At 55.4% G+C, this 21,429-nt stretch carries 20 protein-coding genes; 6 read left to right on the top strand and 14 right to left on the bottom strand.

What is annotated here, in order from left to right; genetic code table 11:
• Positions 1 to 7: 7 nt before the first annotated feature.
• From WEB64_RS02250 to cmoB, 4 genes are read left to right on the top strand one after another with little or no spacing between them, the layout of a single operon-like run.
• Positions 8 to 1,006, top strand: a complete 999-nt coding sequence (locus tag WEB64_RS02250; RefSeq protein ID WP_368061999.1) for a serine/threonine protein kinase — start codon at positions 8 to 10, stop codon at positions 1,004 to 1,006.
• 40 nt (positions 1,007 to 1,046) lie between these two features.
• Positions 1,047 to 1,394, top strand: a complete 348-nt coding sequence (locus tag WEB64_RS02245; protein WP_368062000.1) for a kinase — start codon at positions 1,047 to 1,049, stop codon at positions 1,392 to 1,394.
• A gap of 10 nt (positions 1,395 to 1,404) precedes the next feature.
• Entirely contained in the window at positions 1,405 to 2,160 is a 756-nt protein-coding gene (gene cmoA / locus WEB64_RS02240; RefSeq protein ID WP_368062001.1) for a carboxy-S-adenosyl-L-methionine synthase CmoA, read from the top strand.
• A gap of 10 nt (positions 2,161 to 2,170) precedes the next feature.
• Positions 2,171 to 3,154 carry a tRNA 5-methoxyuridine(34)/uridine 5-oxyacetic acid(34) synthase CmoB gene (gene cmoB, locus WEB64_RS02235; protein WP_368062002.1) on the top strand — a complete coding sequence of 328 codons (984 nt, stop codon included), beginning with the start codon at positions 2,171 to 2,173 and terminating at the stop codon, positions 3,152 to 3,154.
• A gap of 26 nt (positions 3,155 to 3,180) precedes the next feature.
• Here the strand turns inward: cmoB and WEB64_RS02230 are convergent, their stop codons facing one another.
• The 11 genes from WEB64_RS02230 to WEB64_RS02180 form a co-directional block, all read right to left on the bottom strand.
• Positions 3,181 to 4,476, bottom strand: coding sequence for an adenylosuccinate synthase (locus WEB64_RS02230; protein ID WP_368062003.1), 1,296 nt, complete (start codon positions 4,474 to 4,476; stop codon positions 3,181 to 3,183).
• 55 nt (positions 4,477 to 4,531) lie between these two features.
• Positions 4,532 to 5,713: an ATP phosphoribosyltransferase regulatory subunit gene (locus tag WEB64_RS02225; RefSeq protein WP_368062004.1), complete on the bottom strand. Its 1,182-nt coding sequence runs from the start codon at positions 5,711 to 5,713 to the stop codon at positions 4,532 to 4,534.
• Positions 5,714 to 5,838: 125 nt separating this feature from the next.
• Entirely contained in the window at positions 5,839 to 6,714 is an 876-nt protein-coding gene (hflC, locus tag WEB64_RS02220; protein ID WP_368062005.1) for a protease modulator HflC, read from the bottom strand.
• A gap of 2 nt (positions 6,715 to 6,716) precedes the next feature.
• Positions 6,717 to 7,928, bottom strand: a complete 1,212-nt coding sequence (gene hflK, locus WEB64_RS02215) for an FtsH protease activity modulator HflK (protein WP_368062006.1) — start codon at positions 7,926 to 7,928, stop codon at positions 6,717 to 6,719.
• A gap of 152 nt (positions 7,929 to 8,080) precedes the next feature.
• Entirely contained in the window at positions 8,081 to 9,373 is a 1,293-nt protein-coding gene (gene hflX / locus WEB64_RS02210) for a ribosome rescue GTPase HflX (protein WP_368062007.1), read from the bottom strand.
• A gap of 137 nt (positions 9,374 to 9,510) precedes the next feature.
• On the bottom strand, positions 9,511 to 9,762 hold the full coding sequence (gene hfq / locus WEB64_RS02205) for an RNA chaperone Hfq (RefSeq protein ID WP_368062008.1): 252 nt from the start codon (positions 9,760 to 9,762) through the stop codon (positions 9,511 to 9,513).
• Between the two features lie 136 nt (positions 9,763 to 9,898).
• Positions 9,899 to 10,876, bottom strand: a complete 978-nt coding sequence (gene miaA / locus WEB64_RS02200; protein ID WP_368062264.1) for a tRNA (adenosine(37)-N6)-dimethylallyltransferase MiaA — start codon at positions 10,874 to 10,876, stop codon at positions 9,899 to 9,901.
• 68 nt (positions 10,877 to 10,944) lie between these two features.
• Positions 10,945 to 12,837 carry a DNA mismatch repair endonuclease MutL gene (mutL, locus tag WEB64_RS02195; RefSeq protein ID WP_368062009.1) on the bottom strand — a complete coding sequence of 631 codons (1,893 nt, stop codon included), beginning with the start codon at positions 12,835 to 12,837 and terminating at the stop codon, positions 10,945 to 10,947.
• 176 nt (positions 12,838 to 13,013) lie between these two features.
• A complete protein-coding gene (locus WEB64_RS02190) occupies positions 13,014 to 14,372 on the bottom strand; it encodes an N-acetylmuramoyl-L-alanine amidase (RefSeq protein WP_368062010.1) in 1,359 nt (452 codons plus the stop codon).
• Between the two features lie 27 nt (positions 14,373 to 14,399).
• On the bottom strand, positions 14,400 to 14,903 hold the full coding sequence (gene tsaE / locus WEB64_RS02185; protein ID WP_368062011.1) for a tRNA (adenosine(37)-N6)-threonylcarbamoyltransferase complex ATPase subunit type 1 TsaE: 504 nt from the start codon (positions 14,901 to 14,903) through the stop codon (positions 14,400 to 14,402).
• Complete coding sequence (locus tag WEB64_RS02180; RefSeq protein ID WP_368062012.1) at positions 14,900 to 16,468, bottom strand: NAD(P)H-hydrate dehydratase; 1,569 nt, start codon at positions 16,466 to 16,468, stop codon at positions 14,900 to 14,902. Before WEB64_RS02180 ends, tsaE begins: the two co-directional genes overlap by 4 nt.
• 121 nt (positions 16,469 to 16,589) lie before the next feature.
• Between WEB64_RS02180 and queG the strand changes: the two genes are divergently transcribed.
• On the top strand, positions 16,590 to 17,642 hold the full coding sequence (gene queG, locus WEB64_RS02175) for a tRNA epoxyqueuosine(34) reductase QueG (protein ID WP_368062013.1): 1,053 nt from the start codon (positions 16,590 to 16,592) through the stop codon (positions 17,640 to 17,642).
• 31 nt (positions 17,643 to 17,673) lie between these two features.
• On the opposite strand, the gene orn is transcribed toward queG, so the two are convergent.
• On the bottom strand, positions 17,674 to 18,216 hold the full coding sequence (gene orn, locus WEB64_RS02170) for an oligoribonuclease (protein WP_368062014.1): 543 nt from the start codon (positions 18,214 to 18,216) through the stop codon (positions 17,674 to 17,676).
• Between the two features lie 154 nt (positions 18,217 to 18,370).
• Here orn and rsgA point away from each other — a divergent pair, with 154 nt between their 5' ends.
• Entirely contained in the window at positions 18,371 to 19,429 is a 1,059-nt protein-coding gene (gene rsgA / locus WEB64_RS02165) for a small ribosomal subunit biogenesis GTPase RsgA (protein ID WP_368062015.1), read from the top strand.
• A 38-nt stretch (positions 19,430 to 19,467) separates the two neighbouring features.
• On the opposite strand, the gene motB is transcribed toward rsgA, so the two are convergent.
• Complete coding sequence (gene motB, locus WEB64_RS02160) at positions 19,468 to 20,427, bottom strand: flagellar motor protein MotB (protein WP_368062016.1); 960 nt, start codon at positions 20,425 to 20,427, stop codon at positions 19,468 to 19,470.
• Between the two features lie 26 nt (positions 20,428 to 20,453).
• On the bottom strand, positions 20,454 to 21,305 hold the full coding sequence (gene motA, locus WEB64_RS02155) for a flagellar motor stator protein MotA (RefSeq protein WP_368062017.1): 852 nt from the start codon (positions 21,303 to 21,305) through the stop codon (positions 20,454 to 20,456).
• Positions 21,306 to 21,429: the final 124 nt, after the last annotated feature.

The following is a 21,429-nucleotide window of genomic DNA, read 5'->3' as shown; positions in this document are numbered from 1 at the left end:
GGACTTTATGACTACCAACGCACACCCCTACGATGATTTAAAACCGGACACTATTCTGGATGCTATCGAAGCTGCGGGCTTTGTGATCAACGGTCGGTTGTTTGCGCTCAATAGCTATGAGAACCGGGTCTACCAAATCGGTATTGAGGGTCGGCCGCCGGTGATCGCAAAATTCTATCGTCCGGGGCGCTGGAGCGAGGCACAGGTTCGGGAGGAGCATCGATTTTCACTGGAACTTCGGGAGGCTGACATCCCTGTGGTTGCCCCACTTGCCATGCCCTCTGGCGACACACTTGGCCAGTATGAGGGCTTCCTGTTCGCCGTATTCGATCAACGAGGCGGCCAGGCCCCCGATACCAGCATGCAGGACACCCTCTATCGGATGGGGCAATGGTTGGGGCAGCTTCACAATGTAGGTGCCTGCTCGACTTTCGAGACCCGACCTACCCTCTCCATCATGTCCGGAATCACCGATTTCAGCCTGTATCTTACCGACAACGACTGGATACCGAATGACCTCCGACCAGCCTGGGACAGCCTGATCCCCGACCTGATCGAAAACTGCCAACGTCGTATCGACGATGCCGGTAGTGTCCAGACACTGCGCCTGCACGGTGACTGTCACGGGGGCAACATTCTGGTCCGTGATGAACAGATGTTGTTTGTCGACCTGGATGATTGCCGTACTGGCCCGGCGATTCAGGACCTGTGGTTACTGCTCAACGGGGATGAATTTGAACAGGGTGCCCAGTTTGGGGAGTTACTGGAAGGCTACGAGATGTTCCGGGATTTTGACCGTCGTGAGCGTCATTTGATCGAGCCTCTGCGCTGTTATCGGCAAATAGCCCATTGCGCCTGGCTGGCACGACGCTGGGATGACCCGGCGTTCCCACGCTTCTTCCCCTGGTTTACCCAGGGTCGGTTCTGGTCTGATCAGATTCTGGCATTGAGAGAACAGCTAGCCGCACTGCAGGCTCCACCCATATCGATACCCGGTCAGCTTTAGGCTTGGCCGGTGAACCTACATTGAACACGAGAGATTTGCCATGAGTCAGCCAGAGGCCCGTTTCACCATACGCAGCCTGTTTGTCACGGCGGCGGTCACTATTGCTGTGACGGTCATTGCCTTACAGGTCAGCGGGCGCATCAATCATGCTGGCGACCAATCTGACGGTCCGATTGGTGAGTTTACTGCAATTCATGTGGCGCCCGGAGAAGACTTCCGCATGTCACCCAAACCTTCGGAACTTCACGCTGCATGTGAGCAGGGTTATCTGGCGATCGCTTCCGACGCGGACACCGAGTTCCGGGGCATATTAGTGGATTACAAAAATCGTGGCGTTCGCTGTCGACCGGCCAATCAGGTGCCTGCACCAGCCAGCGAAGCGCGCTGAGGACGGTACCATGAGCCCTTCACCCAAGAACCCCGCCTCTGAGACCGATACCCTTTTTGCCAGCGTCCGCCCGACGGAGGATTTTCGCTTCGACGCCTCGGTTGCACGCGTCTTCCCGGACATGATCCGACGCTCAGTACCCGGATACACCACCATTGTCCCGATGATCGAGGTAATCACCGAGCAATACGTCCAGCCCGGCAGCCATTGCTATGATCTGGGCTGCTCGCTCGGAGCTTCTACCCTGGCTATGCGGCACGGGATTCGGCATCGGGACTGTGAGTTGATCGGTGTAGACAACTCTGCGGCCATGCTGGAGCGCTGTGAACATTATATTGCGCTGGATGATCATCCACTGCCCGTCACCCTGCGCTGTGAAGATATCTCTCAGACTGCCTTTGAAAACGCCTCCGTCACGACACTGAATTTCACTTTGCAGTTCATTCCCCTGGCTCAACGCAGCGGTCTGCTGGCCCGAATTGCAGCGGCCACTCGCCCTGGCGGGGTGCTGATTCTGTCGGAAAAGATCAGTTTTGAAGATACGTCAGAGCAAGACACTCAAACCCACCTGCATCACGAATTCAAACGGGCTAATGGTTATTCGGAGATGGAAATCAGTCAGAAACGCTCCGCTCTGGAGCAGGTATTAATACCAGAGACCCTGGCCGTGCATCGTGAACGACTGCTCAATGCCGGGTTTACCGACGTAGTGGTCTGGTATCAATGCTTCAATTTCGTTTCAATCCTCGCAATCAAGGCCTCCTGAGCAATCCATCATGTTTGACTGGCAACACCGCTACCGTACTTTGCTGACAACGCTTGAACAGCAGGGGCACTTACCTTGGGCAGACCAGTTACGGACCCAATTGATCCGGCGATTCGATGATCTGCCCCACGGCGATACAAAGCGCTGGCAGGGCGCGCTTGAGTCGTTACCCACTGTTGCTGACACGCAAGCTGATCTCAACCAGTCTGCCATCAGACTGTCCTCGGCCACGCCTCTCGACACGAGCACCCTCAGCGATCTTAAGTCCGGCCTCAGAGGGCTGATGCCGTGGCGCAAGGGGCCGTTTGATTTCTTCGGCATAGCCATCGATACAGAATGGCGGTCCGACTGGAAATGGGACCGCATAGCGCCCTGGTTGTCGGATCTCGACGGCCGCAAGGTTCTCGATGTGGGGTGTGGCTCCGGATATCATTGCTGGCGCATGGCAGGCGCTGGCGCCCGGCAGGTAATTGGCATTGACCCGGGGTTACTGTTTCTTTTCCAGTTTCTCAGCGTCAAAAAGTATCTGGGAGACGTGCCGGTGGATCTGCTACCGATTCGCATGGAGGACATGCCCCGCAAACTCGAGACCTTCGACACAACGTTCTCGATGGGCGTTCTCTACCACCGTCGGTCGCCCCTGGATCATCTGGTGGAACTTCGCGAGACTCTTCGGGATGGTGGTGAACTGGTGCTGGAGACGCTGGTGGCAGAAGGCCCGAAGGGCTACAGCCTGATGCCTGAAGATCGCTACGGAATGATGAGGAATGTCTGGTTCCTGCCGAGCTGTGAGACTCTGCTACTCTGGCTGGCGCGGGCAGGTTTCCGGAATTCCCGGGTGGTGGATGTCACCGACACTACGACCCGGGAGCAGCGCAGAACAGACTGGATGCGGTTCCAGTCGCTGGAGGACTTCCTGCATCCGAAAGACCCCACCAGAACAATAGAGGGTTACCCCGGCCCCAAGCGTGCGACGGTTATTGCCGAACGCTAAGGAAGACCATACCCGGGAGCTAAACCTCAAGCGCCAAAAGGGTGACGCAGAATAATGGTTTCAACCCGGTCCGGCCCGGTCGAAATAATATCAATGGGTGCCTCAATCTGCTGTTCGAGGAAGCGGATGTAAGCCAGTGCATTCTCAGGCAACTGGTCCATGCTGGTCAGGCCTACAGTGCTGTCGTTCCAGCCTGGCAACTCCTCGTAGACTGGCTCAATATTGCTGTAGTTGTCACAGCCAATGGGAGGACGGTGCAATTCCCCGCTGGGAGTCTTGTATCCTACGCATACTTTAACCACGTCCAGGCCATCCAGCACATCCAGCTTGGTCAGGCAGATACCCGACACGCTGTTAATCTGAATGGCGTGGCGCAAGGCTACCGCATCAAACCAGCCACAGCGGCGCGCTCGCCCGGTGGTGGTACCAACCTCATTGCCTTTGACCGCCAGGTGTTGGCCAAACTCGTCGAACAGCTCAGTAGGAAAAGGCCCGGAGCCCACCCGTGTGGTGTAGGCCTTGGTGATACCCAATACATAATCAAGAAACAGCGGCCCGAACCCGGTGCCCGTCGCGGTGCCGCCCGCCGTGGTGTTGGATGAGGTCACGTATGGATAGGTGCCAAGGTCGATGTCGAGCAGAGACCCTTGAGCGCCCTCAAACAGTATGTGCTCGCCCCGCTTGCGATAATCATGCAACAGATCCGTCACGTCGGCTGCCATCGGCAGTATTTCGCTGCCCATCGCCTTGAGGTCACTGAATGCCTGGTCAATATCGACCGCCTCTTCCTTGAAATATTGGGTCAATATGAAATTATGGTACTCCATGATATCGCGCAGCTTCTGCTCGAAAGTCACTTCGTTGAGCAAGTCACCAATACGCAGACCACGACGAGACACCTTGTCCTCATAAGCGGGGCCAATGCCACGGCCGGTGGTACCGATTTTGTCATTACCGCGGGCACGCTCGCGAGCCACGTCAATGCGAATGTGCGTTGGGAGAATCAATGGGCAGGCATAACTGATCCGCAATCTGTCTCGCACGGCAACGCCCCGCTCCTCCAGCTCCCGCACTTCTTTCAGCAAGGCCTCTGGCGAGACCACTACGCCGTTACCAATCAGACAAGCCACGTTGCTTCGCAGAATACCGGAAGGAATCAGGTGGAGAGCCGTCTTGCGACCCTCGATCACCAGCGTATGCCCCGCGTTGTGGCCGCCCTGGAATCGCACGACCGCAGCAACCTGATCCGTCAGCAAGTCAACGATCTTGCCCTTGCCTTCGTCACCCCATTGGGTACCCAGTACTACAACATTTTTGCCCATGATTCTCTCTCGGTTCTCTCTCGATGCTCGCGCGCTCGTGAAAACGACGACGCATTTATCGGATTGGTTCAACGACCCACTGGTCGCCCTGTTTGACCAGCTGCCGGTTACACTCCGGGTTCTGCGGGCCGTTGCTTGGATCGTCTGGCATGGCCTGAATGACCGTTTCGGTTAATCTCAGCCCGGCGATAACACCGGCGAGACCACTGTCTTCACTGAACGGGGCCCATATGGCACCACCAGTAAACTGCCGACGTTGCCCCAAGGCTGCCAGGGCCCGGATATCTACGCTGAAACCAGTAGCCGGCCGAGCCCGGCCGAAATCCTGCCCGATGGCGTCATAACGACCGCCTTTCGCCAGCGCTTCGCCATGCCCGGGGGCGTAAACAGCGAACACCATGCCGGTATGGTAGTTGTAACCCCGGAGCTCACAGAAATCGAAGCCCAGAACGACCTCCGGATAGCTTTCTGCCAGCATAGCGGCTATTCGCTCAAGTTGGTCAAGTGCCTCCATGACCTCCGTTGACGACCCCTTGAGGGCCGACCTTGCCTGCGCCAGAGTTTCTCTCCCCCCACTGATGCGGGCCAGGGCTCTCAATCGGGCCCCTGCACTATGATCGGTACAGTCCCCAAGCAGGGTGTCCAGCTCAGGAACAGACTTACGCCGCATGGCGTCAAAAATCGCTGTTTCAGTGTGCGGGTCCACGTCTGCTTCTTTAATCAACGCCTGGTATATTCCCACGTGGCCCAGATCAAGATGCACTAACGGCAGACCGCCCATCTGCAGAACATCCAGCAACAGGCTTATGATTTCACAATCTGCCGCTTCGGATTTACTGCCAAAAAGCTCGCAACCGGCCTGAATAGGCGTTCTACCTGTCAACATGTGCTCGGGACGGGTGTGAAGCACATGGCCTGCGTAACACAGGCGAGTCACGCCATCGCGTCTCAATGTATGGGCGTCAATTCGTGCCGCCTGCGGCGTCATATCTGCCCTGACGCCCATCATTCTCCCTGTTAACTGATCCGTCAGCTTGAACGTTTGCAGAGCCAGATCATGGCCGGTACCAGTAAACAGTGAATCGAGATACTCGATCAGCGGTGGAATGACCAACTGATAGCCCCAGCGCTGACAAGTATCCATTACATCACGGCGCAGAGCTTCTATCTGTCCGGCCAACGGCGGCAGAATATCTTCCACCCCGTCAGGCAGTAACCAGCGGTTAGAGTCTGTCATGTATTTCTGATGTCCTTTGGGGAGCGGAAAACCAACACAAAACCGGCAGAATTTTACACTTTTGGCGCCCACAAAAAAACCGGAACAGCAAAGCTATTCCGGTTTTGTTGTCAGGTCCCTACGGCCTAATTGCTGCCCATAGGATCTTTCAAGTATCGAAGAAAGTCGCTATCGGTGTCAATCACCATGATATCGTCTTTACTCGAGAACGTATTCTGATAGGCCTCAAGACTGCGATAGAACTTGTAGAATTCTTTATCCTCAGTGTAGGCATCGGCATATATCTGTGCCGCAACACCATCACCTTCACCGCGGGTTTCTTCGGCCCTGGCAAATGCTTCGGCCAAAACAACCGTGCGCTGGCGATCAGCATCGGCACGGATTCCCTCTGCAAGCTCCCGACCACGAGACCTGAACTCCTGTGCCAGTTTTTCGCGCTCAGTCGCCATACGTCGGAACACGTTTTCACTCACAGAACCGGGAAGCTCAATACCCTTGACCCGGATATCAACAACCTCCACACCAAATTCCCTGAGCGTTGCCTCGGTTACCCGATCCCTGAGCAAATGCATTAACTCGTCACGTTGACCTGAAACCACTTCATGCATGGTGCGAACACCAAATTCGTCCCGCAGGCCATTATCGACCCGGGACGACAGCAGTGACCTGGCCCGAGCTTCATCACCACCGGTCGAGCGATAGTACTGATCGACATCGCGAATCTGCCAGGCAAGATAGGAGTCCACATCCAAGGGCTTCTTCTCAATAGTCAGGTACTGCCTGGACGGCAGATCCGTGGTCAGTACCCGAACGTCAAAGCGGCGGACCTGATCAATCACGGGTACTTTGAAATGGATACCTGCCTGGATATCGGTTTCGACCAATTCGCCAAACCGAAGCAATACACCCCGATGGGTTTCCGGAATGATGTAAACACTTGACAGTACCAGCAGGACAACGACTAGGGTCCCTGCAAGACCCAGAATAGCTTTAGGCCCCATAACTATCTGCCCCTCCGAACGCCGGTGTTATCCTGTCTGCTGCGGATTTCCTGAATGACCTGATCCGTCAGGGAGCCCAGGTCCTGCTCCATGCCAGATGAGTTGCCCTGACCCTTCGAAGAACTGCTTCCAGCGGGGCGACCTTCACGATTCATCAGCTTATCCAAAGGCAGGTACATCATATTGTTACTGCTCTCGGTATCGACCAGCACCTTACTGGTACTTGACAGCACGTTTTCCATCGCTGCTATGTACATGCGGTCCCGTGTCACCTCAGGAGCAGTCTGGTAAACCGAAAGCAATTCGGTAAAGCGAGCGGTTTCACCCCGTGCACGCTCAATGACTTCTTCCTTGTAAGCCATCGCTTCTTCAGTCAAACGCTGGGCCTGACCGCGAGCTTCCGGCACCACTTTGTTGCGATAGGTTTCTGCCTCTTCCTTTACACGCTGCTCATCTTCGCGGGCGCGCTGTACTTCGCGGAAGGCATCCTGAACCGCTTCGGGAGGTTGGGTACTCTCGACGTTAACACGGACGATCTGCAGCCCTGTGCCATATTCTTCCAGGAAACCCTGAAGCCGCTGCTCGACCCTTACGGCAAGCTCTGCCCGACCTTCCGTTAGCACTTGGTCAAGGGTAGAGCTACCGACTTCGTGCCGCAGCGCGCTATCGGTGGCATAAGCCAAGGCTTCGTTGGAATCGCGTACATTCAGAACGTAATCCCGTGCACTATCGACCCGGTATTGCACCTGCAAATCTACCGAAACCAGGTTCTCGTCTTCCGTCAGCATCTGGCCACGAGACTGGGCAGAACGGACGTTGGTGACCCGCACCTTGGTAACATCGTCGATCAGGGGAACTTTTAAACGCAGACCCGGGTTCTCGGTTTGGTGATACTCACCGAAACGCAGGACCACTGCGCGCTCCTGCTCATCGACGGTATAAAAGGACTGGAAAATTACGTATCCGACAAAGACGATACCTGCGATCGCCAGCACCGCACCAAAGCCGCCTCCGCTGCCGCCAGAACCGGACGAACCGCCACCTGAACCGGATTTATTGCCTTTTTTTCCACCCAGTAACCGGTTCAGCTTATCGAGGCCTTTTTTTAGTGCCTCATCAAGATCAGGCGGCCCCTTGTCATTGCCGCCACGACCACCGCCCGTGCCCCACGGATCATTGTCGTTACGGTTACCACCCGGTTCATTCCAGGCCATAATACTCTCCGTTCTCAAGATATCGAATGGCTGCAAATACTAGGGATTTATTACCGCCCCGGCAAGGGCAGGCCCCATCTAAACCAATAAAACCACGGTTTTGGCCAGTAATTACGTCAGAAGTTCCACGATCAACCCCGTTTCGGACACTTTCAGCCCTGGTCAAGACGAATCGAGTCTGCCTTGACTCCCGCCCGGCTAAGCAACTGGAACCAGTCGCGGCTTTGAATCCGGACCTCCACCACTGTATCACCTGTGTCATGCTGCTGTTCTGATAACACGGAGCCCGACTGGTGCAGGAGCGCCCGAAGCTTACCATCCGCCGGCCCCAGGATTACAAACTGATGGATCACATCTTCTGCCAGGCGTTCTACAACCGCATCAAAGAGTTCCGGAATGCCAGCGCCGGTGACAGCCGAGACCCAGACCCTTACCGGTTCCCCGTCTTCATTACGCTCAACTCGTGGCCTGAACTCACTCAATAAATCAATTTTGTTAAATACCTGAAGGACCGGCACCTCTGCCGCACCGATTTCCAGCAATACGTCCTCAACCTGGGCTATGTTTTCGTCACGGCGATCATCGTAGCAATCCACAACATGAAGCAGCAGAGAGGCTTCGCTGGTTTCCTCCAGGGTTGCCCTGAACGCTTCCACCAGTTTGTGCGGCAGGTGACGAATAAACCCTACGGTATCGGCGACCACCACTGCGCCGATATCCGGCAACTCAAGTCGCCGTAAGGTTGGGTCCAGAGTCGCAAAAAGCTGGTCAGCCGCATACACGGACGAGGTCGTAATATGATTAAACAATGTGGACTTGCCCGCGTTAGTGTAACCAACCAGGGAAACCGTGGGTATGTCCGCGCGCTTACGGGCCCGGCGACCCTGATCACGCTGACGGCGAACCTTCTCAAGTCTTTGATGGATGGACTTGATTCTGGCGCGCAACAGCCTGCGGTCTGTCTCCAGTTGGGTTTCACCAGGGCCCCGCAGACCGATACCGCCTTTCTGTCGTTCCAGGTGTGTCCAGCCCCGGATCAGCCGGGTGGACATATGCTCAAGCTGAGCAAGCTCTACCTGTAATTTGCCTTCATGGGTCCGGGCGCGCTGAGCAAAAATATCGAGGATGACACCAGTACGGTCCAGTACGCGACATTTGAGCTCGCGTTCGACGTTGCGTTCCTGGCTTGGGCTGAGGGCATGGTTAAACAGCACGACATCCGCGCCGGAACCCTCTACCGCAAGGCGTACCTCTTCCAGCTTACCCTTACCGACAAAAAACCGGGTGCTCGGCTGATTGCGACTGCCCGTCACTGTAGCAACCGCTTCAACGCCTGCGGACGTAACCAGCTCCCCGAACTCTCCCAGGTCTTCGGATTCACCGTGGGACGAAAACTCTATGTGAACAAGCACTGCCCGTTCACCAACTTCAGGCCGCTCAAACAATTAGACGAGACTCCCCGGAATAAAATTGAATTCACCAAAACGCAAATACCCGCGAGCCCTGAAACCCGGGCTAACCGGTGTCAGAACTCGCGGGCGTCTGAAAAGCATGACTGCAATACCGTTGACGATCCTTCAGATCAATCTTCGGCTTCATCTTCTCCAGCAGGGTTTTGCTGAGGAATACGAACATTACGGGCAGGCACAACCGTTGATATGGCGTGCTTGTATACCATCTGGCTCACGGTGTTCTTCAGCAGGATAACAAACTGGTCAAACGACTCGACCTGACCCTGCAGCTTAATGCCGTTAACGAGAAAAATGGAAACTGGAATACGTTCCTTGCGCAATGCATTGAGGTAAGGGTCTTGTAGAGAGTGCCCTTTTGACATTTGTGTTCTCCTATTATGATAAAGCAGATCGTCATTTTAACGGTTCAGGTGCAGCCGGCATCAATCGACACGACGGCCCATTGCCTCCACGCAAAGCCTAAAACCAAGCGGTACGGCGCTCCTATACGAAACCCCGTTATTTTAATGTGGCGCGAAGACCCGAAATTTTCAAGGCCACTGTCAAATTTTGATTGGAACCTGAATCGAGCCAATGCAAGTTTTGCCACTTCCTTAGCCAAGTCAGTTGTCTTTTGGCCAGTTGCCGGGTCGCCGCAGTGCCCTTATCAATCATGGTTGCGTCATCAAAAGCCCCATCCAGATGGGACCAGACTTGACGGTACCCCACACAGCGCATAGATGGCATGTCCGCGTTGAGGTCTCCCCTGGCCTTCAACCCCCCAACTTCGCTTACGAACCCTTGTGCCAACATCTGTAAAAATCTTGAACTGATACGTTCGTGAAGCTTACTACGCTCTTTAGGGGCAATCGCCAACTGCGTTACAGTATACGGAAGAGAATTACTTTCGTCTGCCTGCCACCGTGTGAAATAAGGGTAATCCTTGATACCACGGTCGTCCTCAGAAGCGGTTTTATTGCTTTTCCAAAGCTCAGAAATACGCACGCCGCTCAAGCGAGTGACCTCAACAGCGCGAAGCACTCGCTGATGGTTGTTTGGATGGATCAATTTCGCCGCTACCGGATCGAGACTTACAAGCTCCTCGTGCAGGGCTTGCCATCCGTGTGCGGCTGCAAAACCCTCGAGCTTCCGCCGAAGCGACGGATCAGCGGATGGCATATCGGAGAGCCCGTTGAGCAACGATTTGAAATACATCATCGTTCCGCCAACCAGCAATGGGATTCGTCCAGCAGCAGTAATGTCCGCCATCTCGCGGCGGGCGTCACGGCAAAAATCGGCGGCCGAGTAGGTCTCAGCAGGATCACAGATATTAATGAGTCGATGGGGCGTTCGGGCCAGCTCATCCGGGCTCGGCTTTGCTGTCCCGATGTCCATACCGCGATATATCATGGCTGAATCCACACTGATAATATCGCATGGCAAATGCTCACATAACTGCATAGCCAGGTCGGTCTTTCCGGAGGCCGTCGGTCCCATCAGAAAGATAGCAGGTGGGCGGGTAATTTTGTCTTCTGGTCGGATTGCCACGTCATCTGCAGTTGACACTATCGCCCTCGCAGAAATAGCTTATCGAGCTCGGTCATGGTCATCAGTGTCCAGGTCGGTCGACCGTGATTGCACTGGCCGCTGCGCTCGGTGGCTTCCATATCACGCAGCAGGGCATTCATTTCCGGGATCGTAAGCTGACGGTTCGCCCGCACCGAGCCATGGCAAGCCATGGTGCCCAATAGTTCGTGGGTTACCGCCTCTATCCGGTCACTCTGGCCATGCTCAATCAGATCCGCCAGCACGTCGCGTAGTAGCTGCTCAGTGTCGGCGCCGCGTAGCAGCGCAGGCACCTGCCTTACCGCTAGCGTCTCGGGGCCGATGCGTTCTACGATCAACCCCAGTTGTTGCAGCCCTTCGCCGTGCGTTTCTGCCAGTGCAGCTTCCTTTTGACTGACCGCAAGTGACACCGGCACCAGTAGCGGCTGACTCTTGATATCCTGCTGGCTCAGGGCGCGCTTCATGCGCTCATAAGTGATGCGCTCGTGAGCCGCATGCATATCTACCATAATCAGGCCCTGTCGGCTCTGGGCCAGAATGTAGATTCCGTGCAACTGGGCGATGGCATACCCCAGTGTTGGCTCGTCACCTTCTGATATTGGGGGCGTAGGCAATGCTTCGGTGCTGCTGGCCGAAAAGGGGGTTGTAGCTTGATGGGTGACGCCACCGCCCTGATTCAAGGCCTGATAGAAGGCCATCTGGTCGCGCGCCTGCCAGTCTTTTTGTCCAGCGTAATGTTGGGGCTGACTTGATGATTGTGAATAGGAAGCCGAGGCACCTGCCCCCTGCTCTGCCCCTGGCCAAACACCCTCATCAGTCCCGCCGGACTGCCCGCCAGGCATGTCCCGACTGACTGACTGCGCCACTGCACCGCGAAAATGATCGTCTGGTTTCACTTCGGCGAGTGTGCGGTGTAGCGTCCTGAAAATAAAATCATGGACCAGCCTCCCGTCACGGAATCGAACTTCGTGCTTGGTCGGGTGCACATTAACGTCGACATTGGCAGGGTCTACTTCCAGGTACAGCACGAAGGCAGGATGCCGATTGTTATATAGCACATCGCGATAAGCTTGCCGGACCGCGTGGGCCACCAGCCGGTCACGTATAACCCGGCCATTGACGAAGAAATACTGCAGATCCGCCTGACTGCGGGAAAATGTCGGTAATGCTACCCAACCCCAGAGTTTCAGCCCGGTGGCTTCCGCATCAATCACCACAGTGTTATCAATGAACTGTTGACCGCATAGCGCCCCGACTCGACGCTCACGATCCACCTGAGTGTCTGAAGGTCGCAGGCTCTGAAGCACCTTCTGATTGTGCCGTAACGTAAACCCGGTATCGAATCGGCTTAAGGCTTGACGCCGGATACATTCTTCAACGTGATTAAGCTCGGTCTTTTCCGTTCGCAGGAATTTTCGGCGCGCGGGGGTATTGAAGAACAGATCTCGCACCTCCACCGTGGTGCCCACCGGGTGAGCAGCCGGTGAAACACGGGCGTCCATCTCACGGCCCTCAACTTCCACCCTTGAAGCTGCTTCCTGAAGTGCGGTACGAGAGGTGAGTGAAAGACGGGAAACAGAACTGATACTGGCAAGGGCTTCACCTCGAAACCCCAGTGACAGGACGGCCTCCAGGTCCTCGAGATCGACAATCTTACTGGTGGCATGACGGCTAAGTGCCAGAGGTAAATCGGCTTCATCAATGCCGCTGCCGTCATCCCGCACGCGAATCAATTTGGCACCACCCTGCTCAATATCGACGTCCACCCGGGTTGCACCAGCGTCCAGCGCATTTTCCACCAGCTCTTTCACAACCGAGGCCGGGCGCTCGACAACCTCTCCCGCAGCAATCTGGTTGGCCAGGCGGGGCGACAGGAGTTTAATCGATGGCATAATGCGGGCGGCCTCTTGCAGTGCGATCGGAGTCATTGCATCGCATCATACCAGAACCGCGGAGCTCCCCTCACCCCCTGAAGAGCCCACCAGCGCAAGAGAACCCTTAACCGCAAGAGAGGGCGCCATCGTGGCGCGTCCTCAACGGCCACGGAACACAGCGTTCTATCAACCTGTCACGAAGCCGGAATCTGGATAGTCTGGCCGACCAGAACCCGATCATCACTCAAACCGTTGTGCCGCATCAGTTCATTGACACTGACCTGATTCTTACGCGCCACCGCTGACAGCGTATCGCCTCGCCGAATCTGGTATTGACCGCCAGCAAGATTATTATTCTGTCGCTTCTGGTAAGCCAATAAAGTGCCCGGCGGGGGCGTGTGATTGAAATAGGAGTCAATACCGTCAAACACCGCCCGGGAGATTTTTTGCTGGTACCCAGCACTTCTGAGATTCCGCTCTTCGCCGGGATTGGAAATAAAGCCAGCCTCAACCAGGATTGACGGAATATCCGGTGATTTCAACACCGCGAACGCAGCCTGCTCAACTCCGGACTTATGCAGCTTGGTCACCCCTCCGAGCCGTCGCAATACATAATCGCCGACACCGACGCTGGCGTTTATACTCGCGGTCATCGATAGATCCAGCAGTACGCCCGCGAGCACATCATTCTTGTCGCCCAATGACACGCCACCGACGCCACCGATCAGGTCCGAGCGATTCTCACTCCTGGCTAGCCATCGCGCGGTTTCACTGGTGGCACCCCGTTGAGATAGCGCAAATACAGAAGCCCCACTGGGCTGTGATGTCCGGAAGGCATCCGCATGAATGGATACAAACAGATCTGCGTTGTGCTTGCGCGCCAAAAGGGTTCGGCTGCGGAGGTCAATATAATAATCCCCGGTTCTGGTCAATTTGGCGGTGTAGCCAGGCTTGCTATTGATCAGCGACTCCAGAGTTTTCGATATCCGCAAGACAACGTCTTTTTCATGGGTACCGCTCGGACCGATGGCACCGGGATCCTCCCCTCCATGTCCGGCATCAATCACCACAATAATATCCCGACGACCGTCTGGATTGTCACGCAGAATGGGTTCATTGGGCTGAGGCAAAGCTTTGCGATTTTCCTCGATAAGATCCACCACCAGACGATGGCCATACTGCTGGTTGGGCTCAAGCTGAAAACTTCGTGGTTTGATCTCGCTCTTCAGGTCAAGCACCACGCGCAGGTCGTTGCCATTTCGCGGCGCGCTTCGAATTCTTCGGATCGGGCTATCACCCAGTTCCAATCCGGAAAAATCCACGTTCTGATTAACGTTTTTTATGTCGATGACAAGACGGGCCGGATTCTCCAGCGCAAAAATACTGTGTTCGACATCCGCCCCGGTATCGAAAACCACACGGGTATGATCCGGTGCTGGCCAGATCCTTGCACTTTTTACCGTCGTCGCCGCCTCGGCGGTAAACCCCAAAGTAGCCCAGAGCAGCAAAACCGTAATCAGTTGCCTGCCATAGACTGTTTTTATCCGCTTCATTGTCAACATCCTGCAACCTACCGCGTTTCAATCGTCAGTGGGTGTCACTAGCCGATTCAGTGTATAAATCAACTGTGAACCGCGATCTGTTCGGGCCTGGATGGCCGCAGATCGCCCCTCGTGCTGTGTTTCCAGCCGAATGACCAGATCGGCCTCCGGCAAAATCCCCTGGCCGCGCTCAGCCCATTCAATAAGGCACACGTTGTCGCCTTGAAAATAATCCCGAATGCCGACGTACTCGAGTTCTTCTGGGTCGCCGAGGCGATACAGATCAAAATGATAGGCTATTGGACTGAGGTGCTCATAGGGCTCAACCAGGGTATAGGTGGGGCTCTTGACCGACCCCTGATGCCCTAAACCCCTTATCAGCCCGCGACTCAAGGTCGTTTTCCCCATCCCAAGCGTGCCTTGCAAAAATATTGTAAAACCCTGTTTCACCGACAAAATAGCCTCGGCCAAGTGCCGACCAAGCCGCTCAGTTTTAGCTTCATCAGCTAAAAACACGGTTTGGGTGGCACCTTGCACTTTCACGTCAATACCCCGTTAGCAATGGCTCTGGTAATGATACCTTCGGCTTCGCCGAGAATGGTCGGTAAGGTATCGATAACATCCGTAGGCAATAACCCCATATAACCTTTGCTCATTACTGCGCGATCCGCAGCGGCCAAATGCAGCGCGGCTGCGAGTCGTGCTGCAAGTGATAACTCCAGGCCCTGAACCAGGAGCCCACCAAGCACTCCAGACAACACATCACCCATGCCCCCGGTCGCCATACCCGGATTACTGCCGCCGAGTACGCCAGGCAGGGCATCACCGGAGTCCACGATGGTGCCAGCACCCTTGAGTAAAACCGTACCGCCGAATTGACGCTGGATATGACGCGCTGCCGCCAGTCGGTCTGCCTCGATCTCAGGCACTGTAAGTCCCAGCAGGCGCGCGGCCTCCCCCGGATGAGGCGTCAAAACGTGGTTGTCGGCTTTCATCGCGACTCGGAACGACATCAGGTTCAACGCATCGGCATCCAGAACCAGCGGTTTTCCCGAGGCCGATACCAATTGCAGCATCTGCTGGCCCCAAGCGGCCTTTCCGAGGCCCGGGCCGCACACAATAACGTCAGCGGCCTCAATCAGGGAGCCCAACTCAGAACCATGAGTTACCCCGTGCACCATCAGCGAGGGGCACCGGGCCAGCGCCGGGCTTACATGTTCCGGGCGCGTTGCAAGCGTTACGGTACCAGCGCCGGTCCGGGCGGCTGCCTCGGCTACCATCAAGCCAGCACCGCCAAAGCCCCGGTCACCTGCAACCACCAGTAGTCGGCCAAACCGACCTTTATGCGCCGTTACCAGTCGTCTCGGCAGCATTGATCGTAAGCTCGCCCAGTCAAACTTTACTGCCATTGCTGCCTGCCCATGGCCTCCCCCAGCCAGCTCATCAACGAGCGGTTCAAACTGTATCGAACCACAAAACTCAGGGCCCTGAGCGGTATACAGTCCTGCCTTCAAAGCGATAAACGTTACCGTGATATCAGCCCTGATGACCACACCCGGGGCGGAGCCTGAGGTAGCATCCAGGCCCGATGGCATGTCTATGGCCAGCACCGGGCACCCAGACTGGTTACAGGCCTCAATCGCCTGACTGACAGGTTGACGAGGCTCGCCAGTGACGCCAGTACCGAGCATGGCATCCACGATAACGGGGAAGGCGCTGAAAAACTCTGCCCGCGCTTGTTCTGCATGACGTTCCCAGCGGGTGACCACAACCCCATCTGCCAGCGCTTTCTGATAGGCAGCCTCAGCGTCACCCTTCAATTTTTCAGGCGCTGACATCGCTACACATTGCACGCTCAGACCATGGCGTTTCGCATTAGCGGCTACCAGATACCCGTCGCCACCATTGTTGCCGCCCCCACAAAACACCAGCACTCGCTGCACGTCCGGCCATTGCTTAACCAAATGCCGGAAGGCTGCGCTGGCTGCGCGCTGCATTAACTCGAAACCCAAGACCCCTTTTTTATCAATTATATAGCGATCGATTGCCCGCACGGCGTCTGCAGCGTAAAGGGTTTCTGTTAAGCTGGTCGTGCTGGGCAATGACATAGAAAACCTGGCCCCGATACAGAAATCAGTTTAAGTGTTATGTCCAGATACCTGTAAAGCATAGCAAAACAGTGAAAAAGGTCATAACTTAATCAATGTTAATTTCGTATATGCCCGTTTGATGACCGATACCCTGATTCAACTTACAGACGATATTAGACGCTGGGCGGCAGAGCTGGGCTTCGACGAGCTGGGCATCACCCTGCCCGATGTCGGCCTCCACGCCGACCGTTTGCAGCATTGGTTAGACGAGGGCCTCCATGGTGAGATGGCCTATATGGAAGACCACGGCGATAAACGGTATACCCCGGCCTCGCTAGTGCCGGGAACTCTGCGAGTGATTTCAGTGCGGATGGATTATCTACCGGGTCCGGACAGCCCAAAAGAAGCGCTGGGAGATCGGGAGAAGGCCTATATTTCCCGCTATACGCTGGGCCGTGATTATCACAAGCTCATCCGTAAACGTCTGGCCACACTCGCGAAGCGTATTGATGAGGCAGTATCCGGTTTCGACTACCGCGCCTTTGTCGACAGCGCACCGGTGATGGAACGGGCGCTGGCCCAGCGTGCTGGACTGGGGTGGATTGGCAAAAATACCATGCTGCTGAATCGTAAGGCGGGTTCGTTTTTTTTCCTGGGGGAAATCTTCACCAACGCGCCCCTGCCTGTGGATAAACCTTATGAGGCTGAGCACTGCGGGCGCTGTTCAGCCTGCCTTGATTTGTGCCCAACCAATGCATTCCCCTCTCCCCACAGGCTGGACGCACGACGCTGCATCAGTTATCTCACCATTGAGCTGAAAGGCAGCATCCCTGAAGAATTGCGGGCACTGATGGGCAATCGTGTCTTCGGCTGCGATGACTGCCAGCTAGTCTGCCCCTGGAACCGCTTCAGCAAACCAACAAAAGAAGATGATTTCCAACCCCGTCACCAACTCGACAACTCAGAACTGGCCACGCTGTTTTTATGGAGCGAGGAGGAGTTTCTCAAGCGTACAGAAGGCTCCGCCATACGTCGCACTGGCTATCAGGGCTGGCTCAGAAACCTTGCGGTCGGCCTGGGCAACGCGCCCTCGACGATTCCCGTGATAGAAGCGCTAAAAGCCCGCGCAGACCATCCCTCGGAATTAGTGAGGGAGCATGTGCAATGGGCTTTGCGGCGGCATGGTTTGTAAAGGCAGCTTCCTCCTCTTCACCCCCCTGATCTCAGAGTCTGAAGAAATGCTCCCGATAATGCCGAAGTTCCTCAATCGAGTCCCGGATGTCGTCAAGAGCCAAATGGGTGCCCTTTTTCCGAACACCGTCCAAAATATCCGGGCGCCAGCGCCGGGCCAATTCCTTGATGGTACTTACATCAAGATTGCGATAATGGAAAAACCCCTCCAGTTCCGGCATATATTTCACCAGAAAACGCCGGTCCTGACCGATGCTGTTGCCACATAATGGCGACTGTCCGGGCTCAAGATGTTGAATCAGGAAGGTCAGCGTCTGCTGCTCAGCTTCCGCCTCGGAAACGGTGCTCTCCCGAACTCGCTGGGTCAGGCCAGTCTGACCATGGGTTCTGGTGCACCACTCGTCCATACCATCAAGCAGGCTATCGGGCTGACTCACCGCAATCACTGGCCCCTCGGCGACAAGATTAAGATCCGAGTCGGTGATCAATGTTGCCATTTCAATGATCCGCTCCTGGTCCGGATCCAGACCGGTCATTTCCAGATCAATCCAGACCAATCGGTCGGTAACTGCCATATCTGTCTCCCTCATTTAAGCCATCAGTAACCTGGAAGGCCGCCCGTCGATTCTCAGCGGCGTTGGATTCAAAGGTTCCTGTCATTTGAATCGCGTATGATGTTACATCAGACTATGGCCCACAATGGATGATTTGAACCAATGACGACCTGCAATGAGTAAACGCCGCCTCAACAAACAACAGCAATGGCGAATCCAGAAAATTCAGGCTGAACGGTCAGTACGTGCAGAACGCAAAGAGCGTCAGATAGACCAGCAGCTAGATGCCAGCGAACTGGGCGATGAACAGGCTGGCCTGCTGATTGCGCATTATGGCCAGCAACTGGACGTCGAAGCGCTTGAGGGCGAGCGCAAAGGTCGGGTCGTGCGCTGCCACATGCGTACCAACATCGACTCCCTGGTGACTGGCGATCGGGTCATATGGCGCCCCGGGTCGGAGGATACCGGCATCATCGTGGCCCGCTCTGAGCGTCACTCTTTACTTCAGCGTCCCGACAATTTTGGCCAACTGAAGCCCGTTGCTGCCAATATCGATCATATTATTCTGGTTATCGCTCCCGAACCGGAACCCCATGACAATCTGATCGACCGTTACCTGGTAGCCGCGGAGAGCACCGGCATCCCCCCCATTCTGCTGCTGAACAAAAGCGACCTGATCAACCACCAGAATGCCCCGGGCCTCGACCAATTACTTAGCCGGTACGAGTCCCTGGGTTACCCGGTGGTCAGAACGTCCGCCCGGGCCAACGAGGACAGCCAACGCCATGCCGAAGAAATAGAGGCCCTGGTGAGAGCCAAAACCTGCGTATTCGTAGGCCAGTCCGGAGTTGGCAAATCATCCATTATCCAGACCTTGATGCCGGACATATCCATTCGGGTCGGCGCGCTGTCTGAGAGCACTGGCAAAGGCACCCACACGACCACCACCGCGAAACTGTTTCACCTTGCCTGCGGAGGCAACCTGATCGACTCGCCAGGGATACGCGAATTCGGGCTCTGGCATATGAATCCACAAGAGATCGAATATGGCTTTCGGGAGATTCGACCGTTGATTGGTGAGTGTAAGTTCCGCAATTGCCGACACCTCGGCGAGCCCGGGTGCGCTATCATGGCTGCTGCCGAGGATGGCCGCATCAATCCTGATCGCATGCACAGTTTTCGGCGAATTCTGGCAGATATGGCGGAGCAGCAGTCCCGGGGCCTATCGCTTTAAACCCTTAGGGGGCGGGATATTCGACGTTATCGGGCGAGTTACCAGGTCACTTCGTCAGGATTATTTTCGGGCACCTTTTCGATCACCTCGCCACTTTCGAGCTGTTCTCGTGCTACCGCCCGGTCTTCAGGTGTGGGCGCGGTTAAATCGATAAGGGGTTCACCGCTGCGACTGGCATTCTGCTGAATGCTGGCCGCCGACTTCTTGTTCAGGACGATAATTGAAATACGTCGGTTTACGGGAGCCGCCGGGTCCTCTGTGTCGAACAGGACTGAATCGCTCAAGCCCACTACGCGGGCGATCTGACCTCCGTCCACGCCACCTGCAACAAGGGCCCGTCGCGCCGTATTGGCGCGATCCGCTGACAACTCCCAGTTGGTATACCCAGGGCGACCGCCGAACGGCGTGGCGTCCGTGTGACCGGTGATGCTCAATTTGTTGGCCACCGCACCCAAGGGCTTTGCCAGCTCGAAAAGGATATCCTGAGAGTAGTACTTGAGTTGGGCGCGACCACTATCAAACATTGGGCGTTGGGATCGGTCAACAATCTGAATCCGCAAGCCTTCATCGGTAATATCGATCAGCAATTGATCCTTGAATTCCTGCAGGGTTTCACTCTGTTCAATCTGCTCCTGTAAATCCTGAAATAACTCCTCCATCTGACGTTGTTCGAGGGTTTCGGCCAGTTGTTCTACCCGTTCATCTTCAATGCGGATTTCGTTATCGGCGATATCTGCGCTGCTCGACTCGACCACCGAGGCGCTGCCCTCAAGATCAACAGGATTCGGAACCCCGCCCTCTGTAAACCCAACCGGGTCACGAAAATAGCCCTCTACCGCTTTCAACTGCTCCGGCGAGGCAGTCGATGTTAGCCAGAGCACGAGGAAAAAAGCCATCATTGCAGTGGCGAAGTCTGCAAAGGCTACTTTCCAGGAGCCCCCGTGGTGGCCCGCAGCTACCTTTTTGACTCTCTTGATGATTATCGGCTGTTCTTCCAAACCTTCACCTGCGGCCTGTTGGAGAATTACTTCGAACGAACATGGTCGTTCAACTCCTGAAACGATGGCCTTTTCTCGGAGGGCAGTGCTTTACGTCCGAACTCGATCGCCATTTGCGGGGCCTGACCAGAAACCGTGGCTACGATTGAGGCCTTCGCACATTCGTAGGATTTGAGCTCGTATTTAGCATGGTGTTCGAGCGCGTTCGACATAGGACCCACAAACCCGTAACCCATGAAAATACCCAAAAAGGTCCCCACCAGGGCGGCCGCTACGCTCAGACCTATCTTTTCCGGGCCCTCCGACATAAAGTTCATGGTGATAACAATGCCCAGCACCGCTGCCACGATCCCAAGACCGGGCAACGCATCCGCAACCTTATTAACAGCGTGGGCGGGCTCGTTAAGCTCATGCTCACGGCTATCGATTTCACTGTCCATCAGGCCTTCAAGCTCATGAGGAGCCATGTTACCAGCGCTGATGATCCTCATATAATCGGTGATAAAAGCGAGCAATTCGTGGGATTTGATAATGGCTGGATAGCGGGTGAATATCTGGCTGGATTCCGGGTTGTCGATATCCTCTTCAATGGACATCACACCCTGCTTTCTGGACTTGTCGAACATGTCGTACATCAAGCTCAACAAATCCATGTAAAACGCTTTGTTATGGGGAGATCCGGTCAGCAGTCTCAACACACCGCCGCCGACTTCCTTAATGATATGCATTGGGTTGGCGATGACAAATGCGCCCAACGCTGCACCAAAGATGATGAGAATTTCTGTTGGCTGCCACAAGACCGCCAAGTTACCACCGTGCAGTACGTAACCGCCAAGCACACTGGCAAATACCACAATAACGCCAATAATCAGTGCCATGAATAGTTTCTAAGCCCCGGATAAGTAGAGAGAGATCGCCCTGCGGACGCCCTGCGGAAGAATCATAGCAAGGCATTGCTCATACAGCGAAGGAGATAAACGATTTCTCCGTGCCCGTCGCAAT

The organism is Marinobacter sp., assembly GCF_040882185.1.
Classification (GTDB): Bacteria; Pseudomonadota; Gammaproteobacteria; order Pseudomonadales; family Oleiphilaceae; genus Marinobacter.
Note: the sequence above shows the minus strand (reverse complement) of the source record. Positions and strands in the feature narration are given on the sequence as shown.